Source organism: Betaproteobacteria bacterium, assembly GCA_016720065.1.
Classification (GTDB): Bacteria; Pseudomonadota; Gammaproteobacteria; order Burkholderiales; family Rhodocyclaceae; genus SSSZ01.
This window is the reverse complement of the sequence record JADJXY010000001.1, coordinates 106,894-125,471: the sequence shown is the minus strand read 5'-3', so window position 1 is coordinate 125,471 and position 18,578 is coordinate 106,894. Positions and strand designations below refer to the sequence as shown.

Here is an 18,578-nt window from a genome sequence, read left to right as displayed (position 1 = left end):
CCCGATCAGGCAGCGGCTTGCTCGTCGGCGACTTCCACCGGCTCGGTGGGCTCGGGACGATCCACCAGTTCGACGAAAGCCATGGGCGCATTGTCGCCCACGCGGAATCCGCACTTCAGGATGCGCAGGTAACCGCCCGGACGGGTGGCGTAGCGCGGCCCGATCTCGGCGAAGAGTTTGACCACGATATCGCGATCACGCAGCCGATCGAAGGCCAGACGCTTGTTGGCGAGGGTCGGGGTCTTGCCCAGTGTGATCATCGGCTCCACGACGCGGCGCAATTCCTTGGCCTTGGGCACGGTGGTCTTGATCGCTTCGTGACGCAGCAGCGAAACGGTCATGTTGCGCAGCATCGCCAGGCGATGACTGCTGGTACGGTTGAGTTTGCGAAGTCCCAAACGGTGACGCATGGTTAATCCTTTCTATATTCTGCAGGCGTCCCTTGACTGCCGCGGTCGAAAAAGGCCTTAGGCCTTTTCCAGACCGGCGGGCGGCCAGTTCTCGAGTTTCATGCCCAGGGTCAAACCACGGGCAGCCAGCACTTCCTTGATTTCGTTGAGCGACTTGCGACCCAGGTTGGGGGTCTTGAGCAACTCGTTCTCGGTGCGCTGGATAAGATCGCCGATGTAGTAGATGTTCTCGGCCTTGAGGCAATTGGCGGAGCGAACCGTCAGCTCGAGGTCGTCCACCGGGCGCAGGAGGACCGGATCCACCTGAACGGGCTTGGAAGCCTCGATGGCGGGGGCTGTCCCTTCCAGATCGGCGAAGACGGAAAGCTGTTCCATCAGCACGCGGGCGGCGTAGCGAATGGCTTCTTCCGGCTCGACGACGCCGTTGGTCTCGATATCGACCACCAGCTTGTCCAGGTCGGTGCGCTGCTCGACGCGGGCGCTTTCGACGTTGTAGGCGACACGGCGAATCGGACTGAAGGACGCGTCCAGGACCAGCTTGCCGATGGTCTTGGAGTCCCCCAGGTTGCGCACGTTGCCGGGTACGTAACCCCGACCCCGCTCGACCTTGACCTCCATGGAGAGCTTGCCCCCCGGAGAGAGGTGAGCGATGACGTGCTCGGGGTTGATGATTTCGACATCGTGGGGCAGCTCGATATCACCGGCCCGGACGGCGCCTTCACCTTCCTTGTTCAGGGAGAGGGTGACCACTTCCCGGTTGTGAAGTTTGAAGACGATGCCCTTGAGATTCAACAGAATGTCCACCACATCTTCCTGCACGCCATCGACGGTGGAGTACTCGTGGAGCACGCCGTCGATGGTGACTTCCGTCGGCGCGAAGCCGGGCATGGAAGAGAGAAGGATGCGGCGCAGGGCGTTGCCCAGGGTATGCCCGAAACCGCGTTCGAACGGTTCCATGACCACCTTGGCTTGCACCGGCGAGACGCTCTGCACGTCGATGATACGGGGCTTCAGAAGTCCACTGCTTTGCATGAGGGGGGTTCCTGTGCGGGAGTGTTACTTCGAATAAAGTTCGATGACCAGGCCTTCGTTCAGGGTAGCCGGCAGCTCGGAGCGCTGCGGCAGTGCCTTGAACGTGCCCTTGCCTTCCTTCACATCCACCGCCAGCCACTCGGGGAAACCCCGGGAATCAGCGGCTTCGAGGGCGGCCTTGACGCGCAGCGAACCCCGGGCGCGGTCGGTCAATTGCACGACGTCACCCGGCTTGACCTGATACGACGGGATATTGACGCGCTTGCCATTGACCAGAACACCATTGTGACGCACCACTTGGCGCGATTCGGCGCGGGAAGCGCCGAAGCCCATGCGGTAGGCAACGGAGTCCAGACGGGATTCGAGCAACTGGAGCAGGTTTTCGCCGGTCTGGCCTTTCTTGCGCTCGGCGTCGGCGAAGGTCTTGCGGAACTGCCCTTCGAGGACGCCATAGACCCGGCGAATCTTCTGCTTGGCACGCAGATGGACGCCGTAATCGGAGAGGCGGGCGCCGGACTTCTGACCGTGCTGACCGGGAGCGTAGGAACGGCGCTCGATGGCGCACTTGTCCGTGAAGCACTTTTCGCCCTTGAGGAAGAGCTTCTCGCCTTCACGGCGGCATTGACGGCATTTGGGATCGAGATTGCGAGCCACTTGTCTTTCTCCTTAAATGCGGCGCTTTTTGGGCGGGCGACAGCCGTTGTGGGGCACCGGCGTGACATCGGAAATGGCGGTGATCTTCAGACCCAGCGCGTTGAGGGCGCGGACGGAAGACTCGCGGCCGGGACCGGGGCCCTTGATACGGACTTCCAGATTCTTGACGCCGCACTCCTGGGCCGCCTTGCCCGCCGCTTCGGCAGCCACCTGGGCCGCGAAGGGCGTGGACTTGCGGGATCCCCGGAAGCCGGCACCGCCGGAAGTCGCCCAGGACAAGGCATTGCCCTGGCGATCGGTGATGGTGATGATGGTGTTGTTGAAGGAAGCGTGGATGTGGGCGATGCCCTCGGCCACGTTCTTCTTGACCTTCTTGCGAACCTTGGTTGCAGTCTTTGCCATTTTCTTTCCCTGTTACTTCTTGCCGGCGATGGCTTTGCGCGGACCCTTGCGGGTGCGGGCGTTGGTGCGGGTGCGCTGACCGCGGCAGGGCAGGCCCTTGCGGTGACGCATGCCCCGATAGCAGCCCAGGTCCATGAGGCGCTTGATGCTCATGGTGACCTCGCGGCGCAGATCGCCTTCGACGGTGAACTTGCCGACTTCCTCCCGCAGACGGTCCATGTCGGAATCCGACAGATCCTTCATCTTGGTGGTGCGCACGATACCGGCGGCGTCGCAGATCTTCTGCGCGCGCGTACGGCCGATACCGTAGATCGCCGTCAGGGCGATTTCGGCATGCTGATGGTTCGGAATGTTTACCCCTGCGATACGGGCCATCGAATCACTCCAATATTTCTAAAATTGACAAACTCAGGACACGTCCCGGGCAATCAGCCCTGGCGCTGCTTATGACGCGGGTCCTTGCAAATGATGCGCACGACGCCCTTGCGACGGATGACTTTGCAGTTGCGGCAAATGCGCTTCACTGAAGGTTGAACTTTCATGGTTAACTCCTCGTCTGCGAAAGCTTGGAAGCAGCCGTGATTCCTTGCCCCGCGGTTTGTTGCGTAGAGATTCTTTACTTGGCCCGGAAGGTGATCCGGGCCTTGGATAAGTCGTAGGGGGTCAGCTGCACGGTCACCTTGTCGCCCGGCAGGATGCGGATGTAGTGCATGCGCATCTTCCCTGAAATGAAGGCATGGACGATGTGGCCGTTTTCCAGCTTCACCTTGAAGGTCGCGTTGGGGAGGTTCTCAACCACCTCCCCTTGCATCTCGATGAGGTCTTCCTTGGCCATACCTGATTACTTGATGAGCGGCGCGCCCTTGAAATTGGCTTTCTTCAGCAGGCTTTCGTATTGGTGGGACATCACGTAGGCCTGGACCTGGGACATGAAATCCATGGTGACAACCACAATGATGAGCAGCGAAGTGCCGCCGAAATAGAACGGGACATTCCACTTGAGAATGAGGAATTCCGGCAGCAGGCAAACAATGGTGATGTAGGCCGCGCCGACCAGGGTGAGACGCATGAGAATCTTGTCGATGTAGCGCGCGGTCTGCTCACCGGGACGAATGCCGGGAACGAAGGCGCCACTCTTCTTCAGGTTGTCGGCAGTTTCCTTGGAATTGAAAACCAGGGCCGTGTAGAAGAAGCAGAAAAAGACGATGGCGGCAGCGTAGAGCATGACGTAGATCGGCTGCCCTGGAGAAAGCGCGCCCGCCAGATCCTTCAGCCAGCGCATGGTCTCGCCGGAACCGAACCAACCGGCAAGTGTGGCGGGGAAGAGGATGATGGACGAAGCGAAAATGGGCGGGATGACCCCGGACATGTTGAGCTTGAGGGGCAGGTGTGAGCTCTGCCCACCGTAGATCTTGTTGCCCACCTGACGCTTGGCGTAGTTGACGAGAATCTTGCGCTGACCGCGTTCGACAAAGACCACGAAGGCGGTGACGAGGACGACCAGAATGCAGATCACCAGAGCCGTGAGCGGATGCATCGCCCCGGTACGGACCAGTTCCAGCAGCCCACCGATGGCATTTGGCAAACCCGCCGCGATGCCCGCAAAAATGATGATCGAGATACCGTTGCCCAAACCACGCTCTGTGATCTGCTCGCCCAGCCACATGAGGAACATGGTGCCCGTCACCAGCGTGGTGACGGTGGTCAAGCGGAACATGAAGCCCGGGTCGAGCACCAGCCCCGGTTGCGCTTCAAGGGCTACCGCAATGCCCAAGCCCTGAAAGAGGGCCAGGCCCAAAGTCCCGTAACGGGTGTATTGGGTGATCTTGCGCCTTCCGGCCTCACCCTCTTTCTTGAGGGCTTCGAGCTGCGGACTGGCGACGCTCATCAACTGCATGATGATCGACGCCGAAATGTAGGGCATGATGCCCAAGGCGAAGAGGGTGAAGCGGGAAAGCGCGCCTCCGGAGAACATGTTGAACATGCCCAGGATGCCGCCCTGCTGGGTGTTGAACAGGTCGGAAAGCACCTTGGGGTCAATCCCCGGCACGGGAATGTGAGCGCCGATGCGATAGACGATCAGCGCCCCCAGAAGGAACCACAGCCGGCGCTTCAGATCGCCGAACTTGCCGCCCTTGCCGATGGTGTTGGGATTGGCCGCCAAGACGTTTGTCCTTGTTCCTGTCCTCAGGCGGCCACGGAGCCGCCAGCCGCCTCGATGGCAGCCTTGGCGCCCTTGGTGGCGCCAACGCCCTTCAACTGGACCTTGCGGCTCAGCTTGCCGGACAGGATGACCTTGGCCGACAGCGCGTCGGAAGGAACGACCCCTGCCACTTGCAGCGCCAGCAGATCGACTTCCTCAACCGGCAGCTTCTCCAGTTCGGAGAGGCGGACTTCGTAGTTGCGCGCACGGGTGAGCGAGTTGAAGCCCCGCTTGGGCAGGCGGCGCTGCAGGGGCATCTGACCGCCCTCGAAGCCCACTTTGTGGAAACCGCCGGAACGGGACTTCTGACCCTTGTGACCCCGGCCGGCGGTCTTGCCCAGGCCGGAACCGATGCCGCGACCGACGCGCTTGGCGGCGTGCTTGGAGCCTTCGCCGGGTTTGATGGTATTGAGACGCATGGCTTAACCCTCGACCTTCACCAGGTACTGAACCTTGTGGATCATGCCGCGCACGGCAGGCGTATCCAGCAGTTCAGCGGAACTGTTCAGCTTGCGCAGCCCCAGTCCGCGCACGGTGGCGCGGTGGTCCTGCTTGGTGCCGATGATGCTCTTGACGAGCGTCACTTTGATCTTCTTGTCAGCCATGGCTTACCCCAGGATCTGTTCGACCGACTTGCCCCGCTTGGCGGCAATCTCGGCCGGCGTGCTGACCTTCGACAGTCCGTCGATGGTGGCGCGCACGATGTTGTAGGGATTGGTCGAACCGTGGGCCTTGGCCACCACGTTGGTGACGCCGACCACTTCGAAGACGGCGCGCATGGCCCCCCCGGCGATGATGCCGGTGCCGTCGGGCGCAGGCTGGATCATCACGGTGGTGGCCCCGTGGCGGCCCATCACGGTGTGATGGACCGTACCGCTCTTCAGATTGACCTTGCCCATCTTGCGACGCGCTTCGTCCATGGCCTTTTGCACCGCCACGGGCACTTCGCGGGACTTGCCCTTGCCCATGCCAATGCCGCCATCGCCATCGCCAACCACGGTCAGTGCCGCGAAACCGAGGATACGGCCGCCCTTGACCACCTTGGTGACGCGGTTGACCGCGACCATCTTTTCGCGCAGACCGTCGTCGCGCTCTTCAGCCTGCTGGGGCTTCTTGTTTCTTTCAGGTTTAGCCATTTCTTAACCTTTCCTTTCGCCGCCGCTCAGAACTTCAGTCCGGCTTCGCGGGCCGCTTCGGCGAGGGCCTTGACGCGACCGTGGTACTGGAGGCCGGAACGATCGAAGGCCACCTGCTCGATACCTGCTGCCTTGGCGCGCTCGGCAATGAGCTTGCCGACGACCGCCGCCGCGGCCTTGTTGCCCCCGTTGGGGACATCACCCCGCACACCCTTGTCCAGCGTGGAGGCCGAAGCGAGCACCTTGCCGCCGCAGGGGGAAATGATCTGGGCGTAGATGTGCAGGTTGGTGCGATTAACGCACAAGCGCACAGCCTTGAGCTCGGCGATTTTGGCCCGGGTTTTGCGGGCACGGCGCAGACGCGCTTGGTTCTTGTTAAACATGAGCCACCCTTACTTCTTCTTGGTTTCCTTGATAACCACCACTTCGTCCGCGTAACGGACGCCCTTGCCCTTGTAGGGCTCGGGCTTGCGATACGCACGGACTTCGGCGGCGACCTGCCCCACTCGCTGCTTGTCGAATCCCTTGATGAGGATTTCGGTCTGGGTGGGACATTCGACCTTCACGCCGGCTGGCATCTTGTGGGCCACCGGATGCGAAAAACCGAGGGACAGGTTCAGGGTATCCCCCTGGGCCTGGGCCCGGTAACCCACGCCAACCAGTTGCAGCTTCTTCTCGAAGCCCTTGGAGACGCCGGTCACCATGTTGTTGAGATTGGCACGCATGGTTCCCCACATGGCCGACGCATTGGCCGCGCCTTCGACCTTGCTCACGGAGAGGCTCTGACCTTCGAGGCTGACCGTGACGGAGGGGTGGGCTGCGGCGGTCAGGGTGCCCAGGGGACCCTTGACGGTGATGGCGCCATCGGCCACCTTGACTTCGACGCCAGCGGGCAGGGTGATGGGATTCTTGCCGATACGAGACATGGTTCCTCCCTTAGGCGACGATGCAGAGGACTTCGCCGCCAACCTTGCTGGCGCGGGCCTTGCGGTCGGTCATGACACCCTTGGGCGTGGACACGATGGCCACACCGAGACCGTTCATGACGCGGGGAATGTCGTCGCAGCCCTTGTAGATGCGCAGGCCGGGCTTGGAGACACGCTCGATGCGCTCGATCACCGGACGGCCGGCGTAATACTTGAGCGCGATGTCGAGGGTAGCCTTGCCTTCGGCCTGACGGACAGCAAAATCGTCGACGTAACCCTCGTCCTTCAGCACGGCGGCGATGGCCACCTTGAGCTTGGACGAAGGCATGGACACAGACGCCTTTTCGGCGAGCTGGGCGTTACGGATGCGGGTCAGCATGTCCGCGATGGGATCGCTCATAGCCATTTCTGTATCTCCTTACCAGCTGGCCTTGACGACACCGGGAATCTCGCCACTGAAGGCAAGTTCGCGGATCTTGTTGCGGCACAGGCCGAATTTGCGGAACACACCCCGCGGGCGTCCGGTCAGCTGGCAGCGATTGCGCAGACGCGAGGGGCTGGAATTGCGGGGCATGGCCTGCAACTTCAGACGTGCTTCATAGCGCTCGGCTTCCGAGAGGCTCGCGTTGTTGATGATCGCTTCAAGGGCGGCACGCTTCTTGGCGTACTGAGCCACCATCTTGCGGCGCTTCTCTTCACGGTTGATCAGAGCAAGTTTTGCCATGATTGCCTCAATTCTTGAACGGGAACTTGAAGGCGGCGAGCAGGGCCTTGGCTTCTGCGTCGGTCTTCGCGGTAGTGGTGATGCTGATGTTCATCCCCCGGAGGGCATCGATCTTGTCGTACTCGATTTCCGGGAAGATGATCTGTTCCTTGACGCCCATGTTGTAATTCCCCTGGCCGTCGAAACCCTTGCCGGAGATGCCGCGGAAGTCGCGGACACGGGGGAGGGCCACGGTGACCAAGCGATCGAGGAACTCGAACATGCGCGGACCGCGCAGGGTGAGCATGCAGCCGATGGGGTAGCCGTCACGAATCTTGAAGCCGGCGATGGACTTGCGGGCCTTGGTGGTCACGGGCTTCTGGCCGGCGATCTTCTGCATGTCGCCGACGGCATTCTCAAGCACCTTCTTGTCGGCCACGGCTTCTCCGACGCCCATGTTGAGCGTGATCTTTGTAATGCGGGGGACCTGCATGACGGACTTGTAGCCAAACTTCTTGGTCAACTCGCCGACGACGGAGTCCTTGTAAAACTGTTGCAAACGCGCCATGACTGCTCCTTAAGCGTTCACCGGTTCGCCGTTCGACTTGAACACGCGAATCTTGCGGCCGTCCTCCAGCAGCTTGAAGCCGACGCGATCGGCCTTCTTGCTCGCCGGGTTGTAGAGGGCGACGTTGGAGATATGGATCGGCATGTCCTTGTCGACGATGCCGCCGGCAACACCCTTCATGGGGTTCGGCTTGACGTGCTTCTTGGCGCGATTGACGCCTTCGACCACGACATGCTCGGCATCGACCCGAGTCAGCACGGTGCCGCGCTTGCCCTTGTCCTTGCCGGTGGTGACGACGACGTCGTCTCCCTTTCTGATCTTTTCCATCATCCGCTCCTTACAGCACTTCCGGGGCCAGGGACACGATCTTCATGAAACGCTCGGTACGCAGTTCACGCGTCACAGGCCCGAAGATGCGGGTGCCGATGGGCTCCAGCTTGTTGTTGAGGAGAACGGCGGCGTTGCCATCGAAGCGAACCAAGGAACCGTCGGGGCGACGAACCCCTTTGGCGGTACGAACGACCACGGCGCTGTAGACGTCGCCCTTCTTCACGCGACCGCGCGGTGCTGCGTCCTTGATGCTCACCTTGATGATGTCGCCGATGCCGGCGTAGCGGCGCTTGGAGCCGCCGAGCACCTTGATACACATCACCGAACGCGCGCCCGTGTTGTCGGCGACGTCCAGAATCGTCTGCATCTGAATCATTTAAATTAACTCCAACTTGTCCCGCAAACTGCGGTCAGTCTTGGAACCCGTACGGGTTGAAGGTTTTCCCCGGTCACGGTCGCGACGCGAGGAAAAAAGAAGCCGGATTATACCGGCCTCTTTCATTGTGCGCAAGCGCTGTAGATCAGACGATGACCGCCTTCTCCAGGACGCTGGTGACGCGCCAGGCCTTGGTCTTGGAAACCGGACGGGTTTCCTCGATCTGAACCAGATCGCCGGCCTTGGCGCTGTTGCCGTCGTTGTGCGCGTGATACTTCTTGGACCGGACCATGACCTTGCCGTACATGGGGTGCTTGACCTTGCGCTCGATCAGAACGGTGACGGTCTTGTCCATCTTGTCGCTGACCACACGGCCGATCAGCGTACGCTTGATGCTGATGGTTTCGCTCATTGCTGGACTGCCTTTTCACGGATCAGGGTACGGACCCGGGCGATATCGCGCCGGACCTTGCCCAGTTGGCTGGTATTGGACAACTGCTGGGTGGCCACCTGCATGCGCAGGCCAAATTGGGCCTTCAGAAGATCCAGCAGCTCCTTGTTGAGCTCGTCCACGCTCTTGGTTCTCAGTTCGCTAGCTTTCATGATTACCCCAGATGGCGGGTGACGAAGGCGGTGGAAATGGGCAGCTTGGCGGCAGCCAGGGCAAAGGCCTCGCGAGCCAGGGCCTCGTCGACACCATCCATTTCGTACAGCACCTTGCCGGGTTGAATTTCAGCGACCCAATACTCCGGGTTGCCCTTGCCGTTACCCATACGGACTTCGGCGGGCTTCTTGGAAATGGGCTTGTCCGGGAAGATACGGATCCAGATACGACCGCCCCGCTTGATATGACGGGTCATGGCACGACGAGCCGCTTCAATCTGACGGGCCGTCAGACGACCACGGCCGGTGGCCTTGAGACCCCACTCACCGAAGGACACCTTGGTGCCGCGGGTCGCCAGACCCTCGTTGCGGCCCTTGTGCTCCTTGCGGTACTTGCGACGATTCGGTTGCAGCATTTAGGCACCTGCCTTTCTGACACGCTTGGCCGGTGCCTTGGCGTCGCCCTCGCCGCCTTCGGCCTTCTTGACCGTACGGGTGCGGGGCTTGTCGCCTTCGGGACCCGGCCGAGCCGGCGCACGGCGCGGCTTCTTGTCCTCGGGGGACGCGGAGGGTTCGCTCACTTCCGGCTGCTCATTGCGGCCCAGCATCTCGCCCTTGTAGACCCAGACCTTGATACCGATGATGCCGTAGGTGGTCAGCGCTTCCGAAACGGCGTAGTCGATATCGGCACGCAGGGTATGCAGAGGCACGCGGCCTTCGCGATACCACTCGCTGCGCGCGATTTCAGCACCGTTCAGCCGGCCCGCGCTCATGACCTTGATGCCCTGAGCGCCGAGACGCATGGCGTTCTGCATGGCACGCTTCATGGCGCGGCGGAACATGATGCGCTTTTCGAGCTGCTGAGCGATGGAGTCGGCGATGAGCTGAGCGTCGAGCTCGGGCTTGCGGATTTCCTCGATGGACACATGGACGGGGACACCCATGATGCGCTGCAGATCGCTGCGCAGCGCTTCGATGTCCTCGCCCTTCTTGCCGATGACCACACCCGGACGGGCGGAGTACACGGTGACGCGGGCATTCTTGGCCGGACGTTCGATGAGCACGCGACCCACGGATGCGTGAGCGAGCTTGCGCTTCAGGTACTCACGAACCTTGGTGTCCTCGTTGAGCATGCCGGGGAAGTCCTTGCTGTTGGCGTACCAGCGGGAACTCCAGTTTTTGGTGACGGCCAGACGGAAGCCCGTCGGATGAATTTTCTGTCCCATGGCTCTTCCTCAGTTACCAACGGTCAGATAAATGTGGCAGGTCGGCTTGATGATCCGATTGCCACGACCCTTGGCGCGTGCGGTGAAGCGCCTCAGCACCATGCCTTTTTCGACGTAGATGGTCTTTACCGTCAGTTCGTCGATATCGGCGCCATCGTTGTGCTCGGCGTTGGCGATGGCCGACTCCAGCACTTTCTTGACGATGCCAGCACCCTTCTGGGGGCAGAAGGCCAGGATGTTGAGGGCCTGACCGACCGGCTTGCCGCGTACCAGATCCGCCACCAGGCGACCCTTCTGCGCAGAGAGGCGTACGCCTCGCAGACTTGCACGAGTTTCCATGTCAGCTCCTTACTTCTTGGCTTTCTTGCCGGCGGTGTGACCCTTGAACGTCCGGGTCAGCGAGAACTCGCCGAGCTTGTGGCCCACCATGTTCTCGGTGACGAACACCGGAATATGCTGCTTGCCGTTGTGAACCGCGATCGTCAGGCCGATGAACTCGGGGAGGATCGTAGAGCGACGCGACCAGGTCTTGATCGGGCGCTTGTCGTTGGTGGCGCGAGCGGCTTCGACCTTGTCGACCAGGTACGCATCAACAAACGGGCCCTTTTTGAGAGAACGTCCCATTTCCTACCCCTTAACGCTTATGACGGCGCTGAACGATCATGCTGTTCGTGCGCTTGTTCTTGCGGGTGCGGTAACCCTTGGTGGGCTGACCCCACGGGTTGACCGGCACGCGGCCCTCACCGGTACGGCCTTCGCCGCCGCCGTGGGGGTGGTCGATCGGGTTCATGGCCACGCCGCGAACCGTCGGACGAATGCCACGCCAGCGCTGGGCACCCGCCTTGCCGATTTTCCTCAGGTTGTTCTCTTCGTTGCCCACTTCACCGATGGTGGCGCGGCACTCGACATGCACCCGACGCACTTCACCGGAACGCAGACGGATCTGAGCGTAGGTGCCTTCGCGAGCCAGCAACTGAACCGAAGTACCGGCAGACCGGGCGAGCTGGGCGCCCTTGCCGGGCAACATCTCGACGCAGCAGATGGTGGTACCCACGGGAATATTGCGGATGGGGAGGGCATTGCCCGGTTTGATCGGCGCTTCGGAACCGGACACCACCTGCTGACCGACCACCATGCCCTTGTTGGCAATGATGTAACGGCGCTCGCCGTCGGCATAGCAGACCAGGGCGATATTGGCGGTGCGGTTGGGGTCGTATTCCAGACGCTCGACCGCGCCCGGGATGCCGTCCTTGTTGCGCTTGAAGTCGATCACCCGGTAGGCCTGCTTGTGTCCACCGCCCTGATGGCGAACGGTGATGTGACCGTTGTGGTTGCGACCGGCCTTCTTGGATTGCGCTTCGAGCAGGGGAGCGTAGGGCTTGCCCTTGTGCAGATCGGCGTTGACGACCTGGACGACGGCGCGGCGCCCCGGAGAGGTGGGCTTGACTTTGACGAGAGCCATTATGCGTTACCCCCCTCGACGAAATTGATTTCCTGGCCGGGCTTCAGGCTGACATAAGCCTTCTTCCAGCCTTTGCGACGGCCGGTCACGCCTTTGAAGCGCTTGACCTTCCCCTTGACGTTGGCGACCTGCACGGACTCGACCTCGACCTTGAAGAGCAGTTCGACCGCGGCCTTGATCTCCGGCTTGGTGGCGTCGGAGGCCACGCGGAAGATCACCTGCTCGTTCTTGTCGGCGATGAAGGTGGCCTTCTCGGAGATCTGCGGCGCCAGCAGCACCTGCAGCAGACGTTCCTGGTTCAGATTGGCGCTCATGCCCACATCTCCTCGAACTTGGCCACGGCATCCTTGGTCACCAGCACCTTGGGGAAGCGCACCAGGGAAACCGGATCGGCCTCCTGGGCTTCGAGCACGAGGACGTTGGGCAGGTTGCGCGACGACAGGTAGAGGTTCTCGGTCAAATCACCGGTGATCACCAGCAGATTCTGATCGAGCCCCATGTTCTTCAGCTTCTCGGCGAAGAGCTTGGTCTTGGGGGCATCGACCGCGAGGGTGTCGACGACGACCAGACGCTCCTGACGGTTCAACTCGGAGAGGATCGCAGCCATACCGGCGCGGAACATCTTCTTATTGACCTTCTGGCTGAAATTTTCTTCCGGAGAATTCGGGAAGATGCGACCACCCCCGCGCCATAGCGGGCTGCCGTTGCTGCCGGCGCGGGCACGGCCCGTACCCTTCTGGCGCCACGGCTTGGTGGTGGTATGACGGACTTCGGAGCGGTCCTTCTGCTGGCGATTGCCGGCCCGGGCGTTGGCCTGGTAGGCGGTAACCACCTGATGAACGAGCGCTTCGTTGAATTCACGGCCGAACAGAACGTCGGAAGCTTCGAGCTTCGCCGATTCCTGGCCCTGATCGTTGATGACCTTGAGTTCCATGTCGCCCCCTTAAGCCTTGACTGCCGGACGCACGACGACGTCGGAACCCTTGGCGCCCGGAACGGCACCCTTGACCAGGAGCAACTGGCGCTCGGCATCCACGCGCACCACCGTCAGGCTCTGCATGGTGGACTGCACGGCCCCGAGGTGGCCAGCCATGCGCTTGCCCGGGAAAACGCGGCCCGGATCCTGAGCCATACCGATGGAACCCGGCGCATTGTGCGACACCGAGTTGCCGTGGGAAGCGCGGTTGGAGCTGAAGTTGTGGCGCTTGATGCCGCCCTGGAAGCCCTTACCGATGGAGGTACCGGTCACATCGACCTTCTGACCTTCAGCGAAGATGGTGACGGCCACCTGATCGCCCGCCTTGAAACTGGCGAGCTGGTCGGCAGAAACCTGGAATTCACGGGCCACATGACCGGCCTCCACACCTGCCTTGGCCAGGTGGCCAGCTTCGGGCTTGGTGACACGGGAGGCGCGGCGCTTGCCGAAGGTGACCTGAATGGCTGCGTAGCCATCGATCTCCGGCGTTTTGACTTGGGTCACGCGGTTGTTCGACACGTCAAGCACCGTCACAGGGATGGACGCGCCATCCTCGGCAAAGATGCGAGTCATGCCGACCTTGCGACCGACAAGGCCTAGACTCATGGTTATTCTCCTCATCGCCGGCTGCGATTGGCCGGCCGATGTGTGACAACGAATGGGCGACCGTCGCCGGCCACCCCCGAAAAGCTTTCGATTATATCTTCAAAAGCGGAATTACTGCAACTTGATCTCGACATCCACGCCGGCGGGGAGGTCGAGCTTCATCAGGGCATCCACAGTCTTGTCGGTGGGATCGACGATGTCCATCAGGCGCAGGTGGGTGCGAATTTCGAACTGGTCACGGGAAGACTTGTTCACGTGGGGCGAGCGCAGGATATCGAAGCGCTGCTTGCGGGTCGGCAGGGGCACGGGGCCACGGACGACAGCGCCGGTGCGCTTGGCGGTCTCGACGATTTCCTGAGCGGACTGATCGATCAAGCGATAGTCGAAGGCCTTGAGACGGATGCGGATTTTCTGGTTTTGCATGGTGATTTCCAAAGAGCGGGGAGTGAAGTTGCCTCCACCCCGGGTTGCACAAAGAGCGATTACTCGACGATTTTTGCGACGACGCCGGCGCCGACGGTACGACCGCCTTCACGGATGGCGAAGCGCAGGCCTTCTTCCATGGCGATGGGGGCGATGAGCTTGACCGTCATGGCGATGTTGTCGCCGGGCATGACCATTTCGACGCCCGAGGGCAGGTCGATGGAGCCGGTCACGTCCGTCGTGCGGAAGTAGAACTGGGGGCGGTAGCCGTTGAAGAACGGGGTGTGGCGGCCGCCTTCGTCCTTGGAGAGGATGTACACCTCGCCCGTGAAGTGGGTGTGCGGGGTGATGGAGCCCGGCTTGCACAGCACCTGGCCGCGCTCGACGTCTTCCCGCTTGGTGCCCCGCAGCAGGGCGCCGATGTTGTCGCCGGCCTGACCCTGGTCGAGGAGCTTACGGAACATTTCGACGCCGGTGCAGATGGTCTTGACGGTGGGGCGGATGCCGACGATTTCGATTTCTTCGCCAACCTTGATGATGCCGCGCTCAACCCGGCCGGTGACGACAGTGCCGCGACCGGAGATGGAGAAGACGTCTTCCACAGGCATCAGGAAGGGCTGGTCGATGGCGCGCTCGGGGGTGGGAATGTAGGAGTCGAGGGCGTCGGCCAGCCGCAGGATGGAGGCTTCGCCAATTTCCGACTTGTCGCCTTCCAGGGCCTTGAGGGCGGAACCGTGGATGATGGGGGTGTCGTCTCCGGGGAAGTCGTACTTGGAGAGCAGCTCACGCAGTTCCATTTCGACGAGCTCAAGGAGCTCGGCGTCGTCGACCATGTCGCACTTGTTCATGAACACCAGAACGTAGGGCACACCCACCTGACGGGCGAGCAGGATGTGTTCGCGGGTCTGGGGCATGGGGCCGTCGGCAGCGGAGCAGACCAGAATGGCGCCGTCCATCTGGGCGGCTCCGGTGATCATGTTCTTGACGTAGTCGGCGTGGCCCGGGCAGTCGACGTGGGCGTAGTGACGGTTGGCCGTCTCGTATTCGACGTGGGCGGTGTTGATGGTGATGCCGCGAGCCTTTTCTTCCGGCGCCGCGTCAATTTCATCGTACTTCTTGGCCGAGCCACCAAACTTGGCGCACAGCACCGTGGTGATCGCCGCCGTCAACGTGGTCTTGCCGTGGTCAACGTGGCCAATCGTGCCCACATTCACGTGCGGCTTCGTACGCTCGAATTTTTCCTTAGCCATTATCGGTTCTCCAATAAGGGGTTACTTCTTGTTGATGACAGCCTCGGCGACGTTCTTCGGCGCTTCGGAGTAGTGCTTGAATTCCATCGAGTAGGTGGCACGCCCTTGTGACAGGGAGCGCAGGGACGTGGCATAGCCGAACATCTCGGACAGGGGCACTTCGGCGCGTACGGCCTTCATGCCGCCGGGCAGGTCGTCCATGCCCTGGACGATGCCGCGCCGGGACGAGAGGTCGCCCATGACGTTGCCCATGTAGTCTTCCGGCGTTTCGACTTCGACGGCCATCATCGGCTCGAGCAGGGTCGGGCTGGCCTTCTTCATGCCTTCCTTGAAGGCCATGGAAGCCGCCATGCGGAAGGCGTTTTCGTTGGAGTCCACGTCGTGGTAGGAACCATCGAACAGGGTGAACTTGATGTCGACCACCGGGAAGCCGGCCAGCACACCGCTGGTGACGGCATCCTGAAGGCCCTTGTCCACCGCGGGGATGTATTCGCGGGGCACGACGCCGCCCTTGATGGCATCGACGAAGGCGTAACCTGCACCCGGCTCGTTCGGCTCGATCTTGAGCCAGACGTGGCCGAACTGGCCGCGGCCGCCCGACTGCTTGACGAATTTGCCTTCCTGCTCGACGGCCTTCTTGATGCACTCGCGGTAGGCCACCTGAGGGGCACCGACGTTGGCCTCGACGTTGAACTCGCGCTTCATGCGGTCGACGATGATTTCCAGGTGCAGTTCGCCCATGCCGGAAATGATGGTCTGGCCAGATTCTTCGTCGGTGCGCACGCGGAAGGACGGGTCTTCGGCCGCCAGACGGGAGAGCGCGATGCCCATTTTCTCCTGGTCACCCTTGGTCTTGGGCTCTACGGCCACGTGAATCACGGGCTCGGGGAAGATCATGCGTTCGAGGATGATCGGAGCGTCAGGGTCGCACAGGGTTTCACCGGTGGTCACTTCCTTAAGGCCCACGCAGGCGGCGATGTCGCCGGCCAGGATTTCCTTGATCTCTTCCCGGTTGTTGGCATGCATCTGCAGAATGCGGCCGATGCGCTCCTTCTTGTCCTTGACCGAGTTGAGCACGGTGGAGCCGGAAGCCAGAACGCCGGAATAGACGCGGATGAAGGTGAGCTGACCGACAAAGGGGTCGGTCATCAATTTGAAGGCCAGAGCGGAGAATTTCTCGCTGTCGTCGGCCTTGCGGGAAGCAGGCCGTTCGCGGTCGTCCAGCCCCTGAACCGGCGGGATATCGATCGGCGAGGGCAACAATTCGATCACGGCGTCCAGCATGCGCTGCACACCCTTGTTCTTGAAGGCCGTACCGCAGAGCATGGGCTGGATTTCACAGGCCAGGGTACGCAGACGCAGCCCCTCCTTGATCTTCTCTTCCGACAGATCACCGTTTTCCAGGTACTCGTTCATCAGGTCTTCGCTGGCCTCGGCGGCAGCCTCGACCATTTGCTCACGCCACGTTCCCGCGACGCCGATCAGTTCAGCCGGAATGTCCCGGTACTCGAACTTCATGCCCTGGGAGGCCTCGTCCCAGATGATGGATTTCATTTTGATGAGATCGACCACGCCAGCAAAGGTATCCTCGGCACCGATGGGGATGACGATGGGCACCGGATTGGCCTTGAGGCGGGTCTTCATCTGCTCGACGACCTTGAAGAAGTTGGCGCCGGAGCGGTCCATCTTGTTCACGAAGGCCAGACGGGGCACGTTGTACTTGGTTGCCTGACGCCACACGGTCTCGGACTGGGGTTGAACACCACCGACCGCGCAATAGACCATGCAGGCACCGTCCAGAACACGCATGGAACGCTCCACCTCGATGGTGAAGTCCACGTGCCCCGGGGTGTCGATGATGTTGAAGCGGTGCTCCTGGAACTGTAGGTCCATGCCCTTCCAGAAACAGGTGGTGGCGGCGGAGGTGATGGTGATGCCCCGCTCCTGCTCCTGCTCCATCCAGTCCATGGTGGCAGCACCGTCGTGCACTTCGCCGATCTTGTGATTGACCCCGGTGTAGTACAGGATGCGCTCGGTCGTCGTCGTCTTGCCGGCGTCGATGTGGGCGCTGATGCCGATATTGCGGTAGCGCTCGATGGGTGTTTTACGTGCCACGTTAAAGCCCTTTGCGAATTAGAAGCGGAAGTGGGCGAAGGCCTTGTTGGCCTCGGCCATGCGATGCACTTCGTCACGCTTCTTGACAGCGCCACCACGGTTCTCGGCGGCTTCCATCATTTCCGCGGCCAGCCGCTGACCCATGGACTTCTCGGAACGCTTGCGGGCGGATTCGCGCAGCCAGCGCATGGCCAGGGCCGCGCGACGGGCGGGCCGCACCTCCACGGGCACCTGATAGTTGGCACCGCCGACGCGGCGGGACTTCACTTCGACCATCGGGCGCACATTGGCCATGGCGGAACCGAACACCTCGAGGGGATCCTTGCCGCCCTTCTTGGTGATGATGTCAAAGGCGCCATAGACGATGCGTTCGGCAACGGACTTCTTGCCGCTTTGCATGATGGCGTTGATGAACTTGGAAACTTCGACGTTGCCGAACTTGGGATCCGGCAGGATGTCACGCTTGGGTACTTCACGACGACGGGGCATATTTACCTCACTTGATCACTATTCAGTTGAAAAGCCGGAGGGTGGTCTTCACCCATCCGGCCTCTCCCGGCCGCCCAATCAGGAAAAACCTGGGACGACCACTTACTCAAGCCGCTAAAGCTTTAAGCGGCTTTCGGACGCTTGGCCCCGTACTTGGAACGGGACTGCTTACGATCCTTGACGCCCTGGGTATCCAGGGAGCCCCGCACGGTGTGGTAACGCACACCGGGCAAATCCTTGACACGACCACCGCGGATCAGGACCACGGAGTGCTCCTGGAGGTTGTGGCCTTCACCACCGATGTAGGAGATGACTTCGAAGCCGTTGGTCAGGCGAACCTTGCACACCTTACGCAGCGCAGAGTTCGGCTTCTTCGGAGTCGTGGTGTAGACGCGGGTGCAGACACCGCGCTTCTGGGGGCATTTCTCCAGAGCGGGCACCTTGCTCTTGGACACCTCGGCAACGCGCGGCTTGCGCACGAGCTGGTTGATGGTCGGCATAGCAAAAATCCTTCAACGGCCGGGCATTGACGCCAATGCACGCGGCAATTTTGTTATCCAAAGCGGAGACAATGATTAGCCTCCGCCGACAAAGACCGTAGATTTTAGGGTCGATCAACCCCCAAGTCAACGAAACAAGGGGGTTTCCCCAGGCAGCTTCGGTCCGAAAAGCGACAAAGGACGGCCCC

General features: G+C 61.4%; 33 protein-coding genes. All 33 read right to left on the bottom strand.

The features are described 5' to 3' along the window. Nucleotides 1-5 precede the first annotated feature (5 nt). The 33 genes from rplQ to rpsL all read right to left on the bottom strand — a co-directional run bounded on the left by rplQ (nt 6) and on the right by rpsL (nt 18,390). Complete coding sequence (gene rplQ, locus IPM73_00645; GenBank protein ID MBK8916604.1) at nt 6-410, bottom strand: 50S ribosomal protein L17; 405 nt, start codon at nt 408-410, stop codon at nt 6-8. 57 nt (nt 411-467) lie between these two features. Further along, complete coding sequence (gene rpoA / locus IPM73_00640) at nt 468-1,442, bottom strand: DNA-directed RNA polymerase subunit alpha (GenBank protein ID MBK8916603.1); 975 nt, start codon at nt 1,440-1,442, stop codon at nt 468-470. 24 nt (nt 1,443-1,466) lie between these two features. Then, nucleotides 1,467-2,096: a 30S ribosomal protein S4 gene (rpsD, locus tag IPM73_00635; GenBank protein MBK8916602.1), complete on the bottom strand. Its 630-nt coding sequence runs from the start codon at nt 2,094-2,096 to the stop codon at nt 1,467-1,469. 12 nt (nt 2,097-2,108) lie between these two features. Next, a complete protein-coding gene (gene rpsK / locus IPM73_00630) occupies nt 2,109-2,498 on the bottom strand; it encodes a 30S ribosomal protein S11 (GenBank protein ID MBK8916601.1) in 390 nt (129 codons plus the stop codon). 12 nt (nt 2,499-2,510) lie between these two features. Continuing rightward, nucleotides 2,511-2,873, bottom strand: coding sequence for a 30S ribosomal protein S13 (gene rpsM, locus IPM73_00625; protein ID MBK8916600.1), 363 nt, complete (start codon nt 2,871-2,873; stop codon nt 2,511-2,513). Nucleotides 2,874-2,926: 53 nt separating this feature from the next. Further along, the gene (gene rpmJ / locus IPM73_00620; GenBank protein MBK8916599.1) at nt 2,927-3,040 is read right to left on the bottom strand and encodes a 50S ribosomal protein L36; all 114 of its coding nucleotides are present in this window, start codon (nt 3,038-3,040) and stop codon (nt 2,927-2,929) included. 74 nt (nt 3,041-3,114) lie between these two features. Next, nucleotides 3,115-3,333 carry a translation initiation factor IF-1 gene (gene infA / locus IPM73_00615; protein ID MBK8916598.1) on the bottom strand — a complete coding sequence of 73 codons (219 nt, stop codon included), beginning with the start codon at nt 3,331-3,333 and terminating at the stop codon, nt 3,115-3,117. A gap of 6 nt (nt 3,334-3,339) precedes the next feature. Next, a complete protein-coding gene (gene secY, locus IPM73_00610) occupies nt 3,340-4,662 on the bottom strand; it encodes a preprotein translocase subunit SecY (protein MBK8916597.1) in 1,323 nt (440 codons plus the stop codon). Nucleotides 4,663-4,685: 23 nt separating this feature from the next. Beyond that, entirely contained in the window at nt 4,686-5,120 is a 435-nt protein-coding gene (gene rplO, locus IPM73_00605; GenBank protein MBK8916596.1) for a 50S ribosomal protein L15, read from the bottom strand. 3 nt (nt 5,121-5,123) lie between these two features. After that, on the bottom strand, nt 5,124-5,306 hold the full coding sequence (gene rpmD, locus IPM73_00600) for a 50S ribosomal protein L30 (GenBank protein ID MBK8916595.1): 183 nt from the start codon (nt 5,304-5,306) through the stop codon (nt 5,124-5,126). Nucleotides 5,307-5,309: 3 nt separating this feature from the next. Next, the gene (gene rpsE, locus IPM73_00595; protein ID MBK8916594.1) at nt 5,310-5,837 is read right to left on the bottom strand and encodes a 30S ribosomal protein S5; all 528 of its coding nucleotides are present in this window, start codon (nt 5,835-5,837) and stop codon (nt 5,310-5,312) included. A gap of 26 nt (nt 5,838-5,863) precedes the next feature. Further along, a complete protein-coding gene (gene rplR, locus IPM73_00590) occupies nt 5,864-6,220 on the bottom strand; it encodes a 50S ribosomal protein L18 (GenBank protein MBK8916593.1) in 357 nt (118 codons plus the stop codon). Between the two features lie 9 nt (nt 6,221-6,229). After that, nucleotides 6,230-6,763, bottom strand: coding sequence for a 50S ribosomal protein L6 (gene rplF, locus IPM73_00585; protein ID MBK8916592.1), 534 nt, complete (start codon nt 6,761-6,763; stop codon nt 6,230-6,232). Between the two features lie 10 nt (nt 6,764-6,773). Further along, the gene (rpsH, locus tag IPM73_00580) at nt 6,774-7,169 is read right to left on the bottom strand and encodes a 30S ribosomal protein S8 (protein ID MBK8916591.1); all 396 of its coding nucleotides are present in this window, start codon (nt 7,167-7,169) and stop codon (nt 6,774-6,776) included. Nucleotides 7,170-7,181: 12 nt separating this feature from the next. After that, a complete protein-coding gene (gene rpsN / locus IPM73_00575) occupies nt 7,182-7,487 on the bottom strand; it encodes a 30S ribosomal protein S14 (protein ID MBK8916590.1) in 306 nt (101 codons plus the stop codon). Nucleotides 7,488-7,494: 7 nt separating this feature from the next. Beyond that, on the bottom strand, nt 7,495-8,034 hold the full coding sequence (gene rplE, locus IPM73_00570; GenBank protein MBK8916589.1) for a 50S ribosomal protein L5: 540 nt from the start codon (nt 8,032-8,034) through the stop codon (nt 7,495-7,497). Between the two features lie 9 nt (nt 8,035-8,043). Then, entirely contained in the window at nt 8,044-8,361 is a 318-nt protein-coding gene (gene rplX / locus IPM73_00565; GenBank protein ID MBK8916588.1) for a 50S ribosomal protein L24, read from the bottom strand. A gap of 10 nt (nt 8,362-8,371) precedes the next feature. Continuing rightward, a complete protein-coding gene (gene rplN, locus IPM73_00560; protein ID MBK8916587.1) occupies nt 8,372-8,740 on the bottom strand; it encodes a 50S ribosomal protein L14 in 369 nt (122 codons plus the stop codon). A gap of 145 nt (nt 8,741-8,885) precedes the next feature. Further along, the gene (gene rpsQ, locus IPM73_00555) at nt 8,886-9,152 is read right to left on the bottom strand and encodes a 30S ribosomal protein S17 (GenBank protein ID MBK8916586.1); all 267 of its coding nucleotides are present in this window, start codon (nt 9,150-9,152) and stop codon (nt 8,886-8,888) included. After that, entirely contained in the window at nt 9,149-9,343 is a 195-nt protein-coding gene (gene rpmC, locus IPM73_00550; GenBank protein MBK8916585.1) for a 50S ribosomal protein L29, read from the bottom strand. Before rpmC ends, rpsQ begins: the two co-directional genes overlap by 4 nt. 2 nt (nt 9,344-9,345) lie before the next feature. Further along, the gene (rplP, locus tag IPM73_00545) at nt 9,346-9,759 is read right to left on the bottom strand and encodes a 50S ribosomal protein L16 (protein MBK8916584.1); all 414 of its coding nucleotides are present in this window, start codon (nt 9,757-9,759) and stop codon (nt 9,346-9,348) included. Then, the gene (rpsC, locus tag IPM73_00540; GenBank protein MBK8916583.1) at nt 9,760-10,569 is read right to left on the bottom strand and encodes a 30S ribosomal protein S3; all 810 of its coding nucleotides are present in this window, start codon (nt 10,567-10,569) and stop codon (nt 9,760-9,762) included. It abuts the gene before it with no gap. Nucleotides 10,570-10,578: 9 nt separating this feature from the next. Further along, nucleotides 10,579-10,908 (bottom strand): 50S ribosomal protein L22, encoded by a 330-nt coding sequence (gene rplV / locus IPM73_00535; protein MBK8916582.1) that lies wholly within the window; start codon nt 10,906-10,908, stop codon nt 10,579-10,581. A 9-nt stretch (nt 10,909-10,917) separates the two neighbouring features. Beyond that, nucleotides 10,918-11,193, bottom strand: coding sequence for a 30S ribosomal protein S19 (gene rpsS, locus IPM73_00530; GenBank protein MBK8916581.1), 276 nt, complete (start codon nt 11,191-11,193; stop codon nt 10,918-10,920). A gap of 10 nt (nt 11,194-11,203) precedes the next feature. Further along, entirely contained in the window at nt 11,204-12,031 is an 828-nt protein-coding gene (gene rplB, locus IPM73_00525) for a 50S ribosomal protein L2 (GenBank protein MBK8916580.1), read from the bottom strand. Continuing rightward, on the bottom strand, nt 12,031-12,345 hold the full coding sequence (gene rplW, locus IPM73_00520) for a 50S ribosomal protein L23 (protein ID MBK8916579.1): 315 nt from the start codon (nt 12,343-12,345) through the stop codon (nt 12,031-12,033). Before rplW ends, rplB begins: the two co-directional genes overlap by 1 nt. Then, nucleotides 12,342-12,965, bottom strand: coding sequence for a 50S ribosomal protein L4 (gene rplD, locus IPM73_00515; GenBank protein ID MBK8916578.1), 624 nt, complete (start codon nt 12,963-12,965; stop codon nt 12,342-12,344). The genes rplW and rplD overlap by 4 nt, the downstream gene beginning before the upstream one ends. Nucleotides 12,966-12,974: 9 nt before the next feature. Beyond that, complete coding sequence (gene rplC / locus IPM73_00510) at nt 12,975-13,613, bottom strand: 50S ribosomal protein L3 (protein ID MBK8916577.1); 639 nt, start codon at nt 13,611-13,613, stop codon at nt 12,975-12,977. A 111-nt stretch (nt 13,614-13,724) separates the two neighbouring features. After that, nucleotides 13,725-14,036, bottom strand: a complete 312-nt coding sequence (rpsJ, locus tag IPM73_00505) for a 30S ribosomal protein S10 (GenBank protein MBK8916576.1) — start codon at nt 14,034-14,036, stop codon at nt 13,725-13,727. Nucleotides 14,037-14,095: 59 nt separating this feature from the next. Further along, nucleotides 14,096-15,286, bottom strand: a complete 1,191-nt coding sequence (tuf, locus tag IPM73_00500; protein ID MBK8916575.1) for an elongation factor Tu — start codon at nt 15,284-15,286, stop codon at nt 14,096-14,098. A gap of 21 nt (nt 15,287-15,307) precedes the next feature. After that, complete coding sequence (fusA, locus tag IPM73_00495; GenBank protein MBK8916574.1) at nt 15,308-17,401, bottom strand: elongation factor G; 2,094 nt, start codon at nt 17,399-17,401, stop codon at nt 15,308-15,310. Nucleotides 17,402-17,419: 18 nt separating this feature from the next. Further along, nucleotides 17,420-17,890, bottom strand: coding sequence for a 30S ribosomal protein S7 (rpsG, locus tag IPM73_00490; protein MBK8916573.1), 471 nt, complete (start codon nt 17,888-17,890; stop codon nt 17,420-17,422). 122 nt (nt 17,891-18,012) lie between these two features. Next, nucleotides 18,013-18,390, bottom strand: a complete 378-nt coding sequence (gene rpsL, locus IPM73_00485; protein MBK8916572.1) for a 30S ribosomal protein S12 — start codon at nt 18,388-18,390, stop codon at nt 18,013-18,015. Nucleotides 18,391-18,578: the final 188 nt, after the last annotated feature.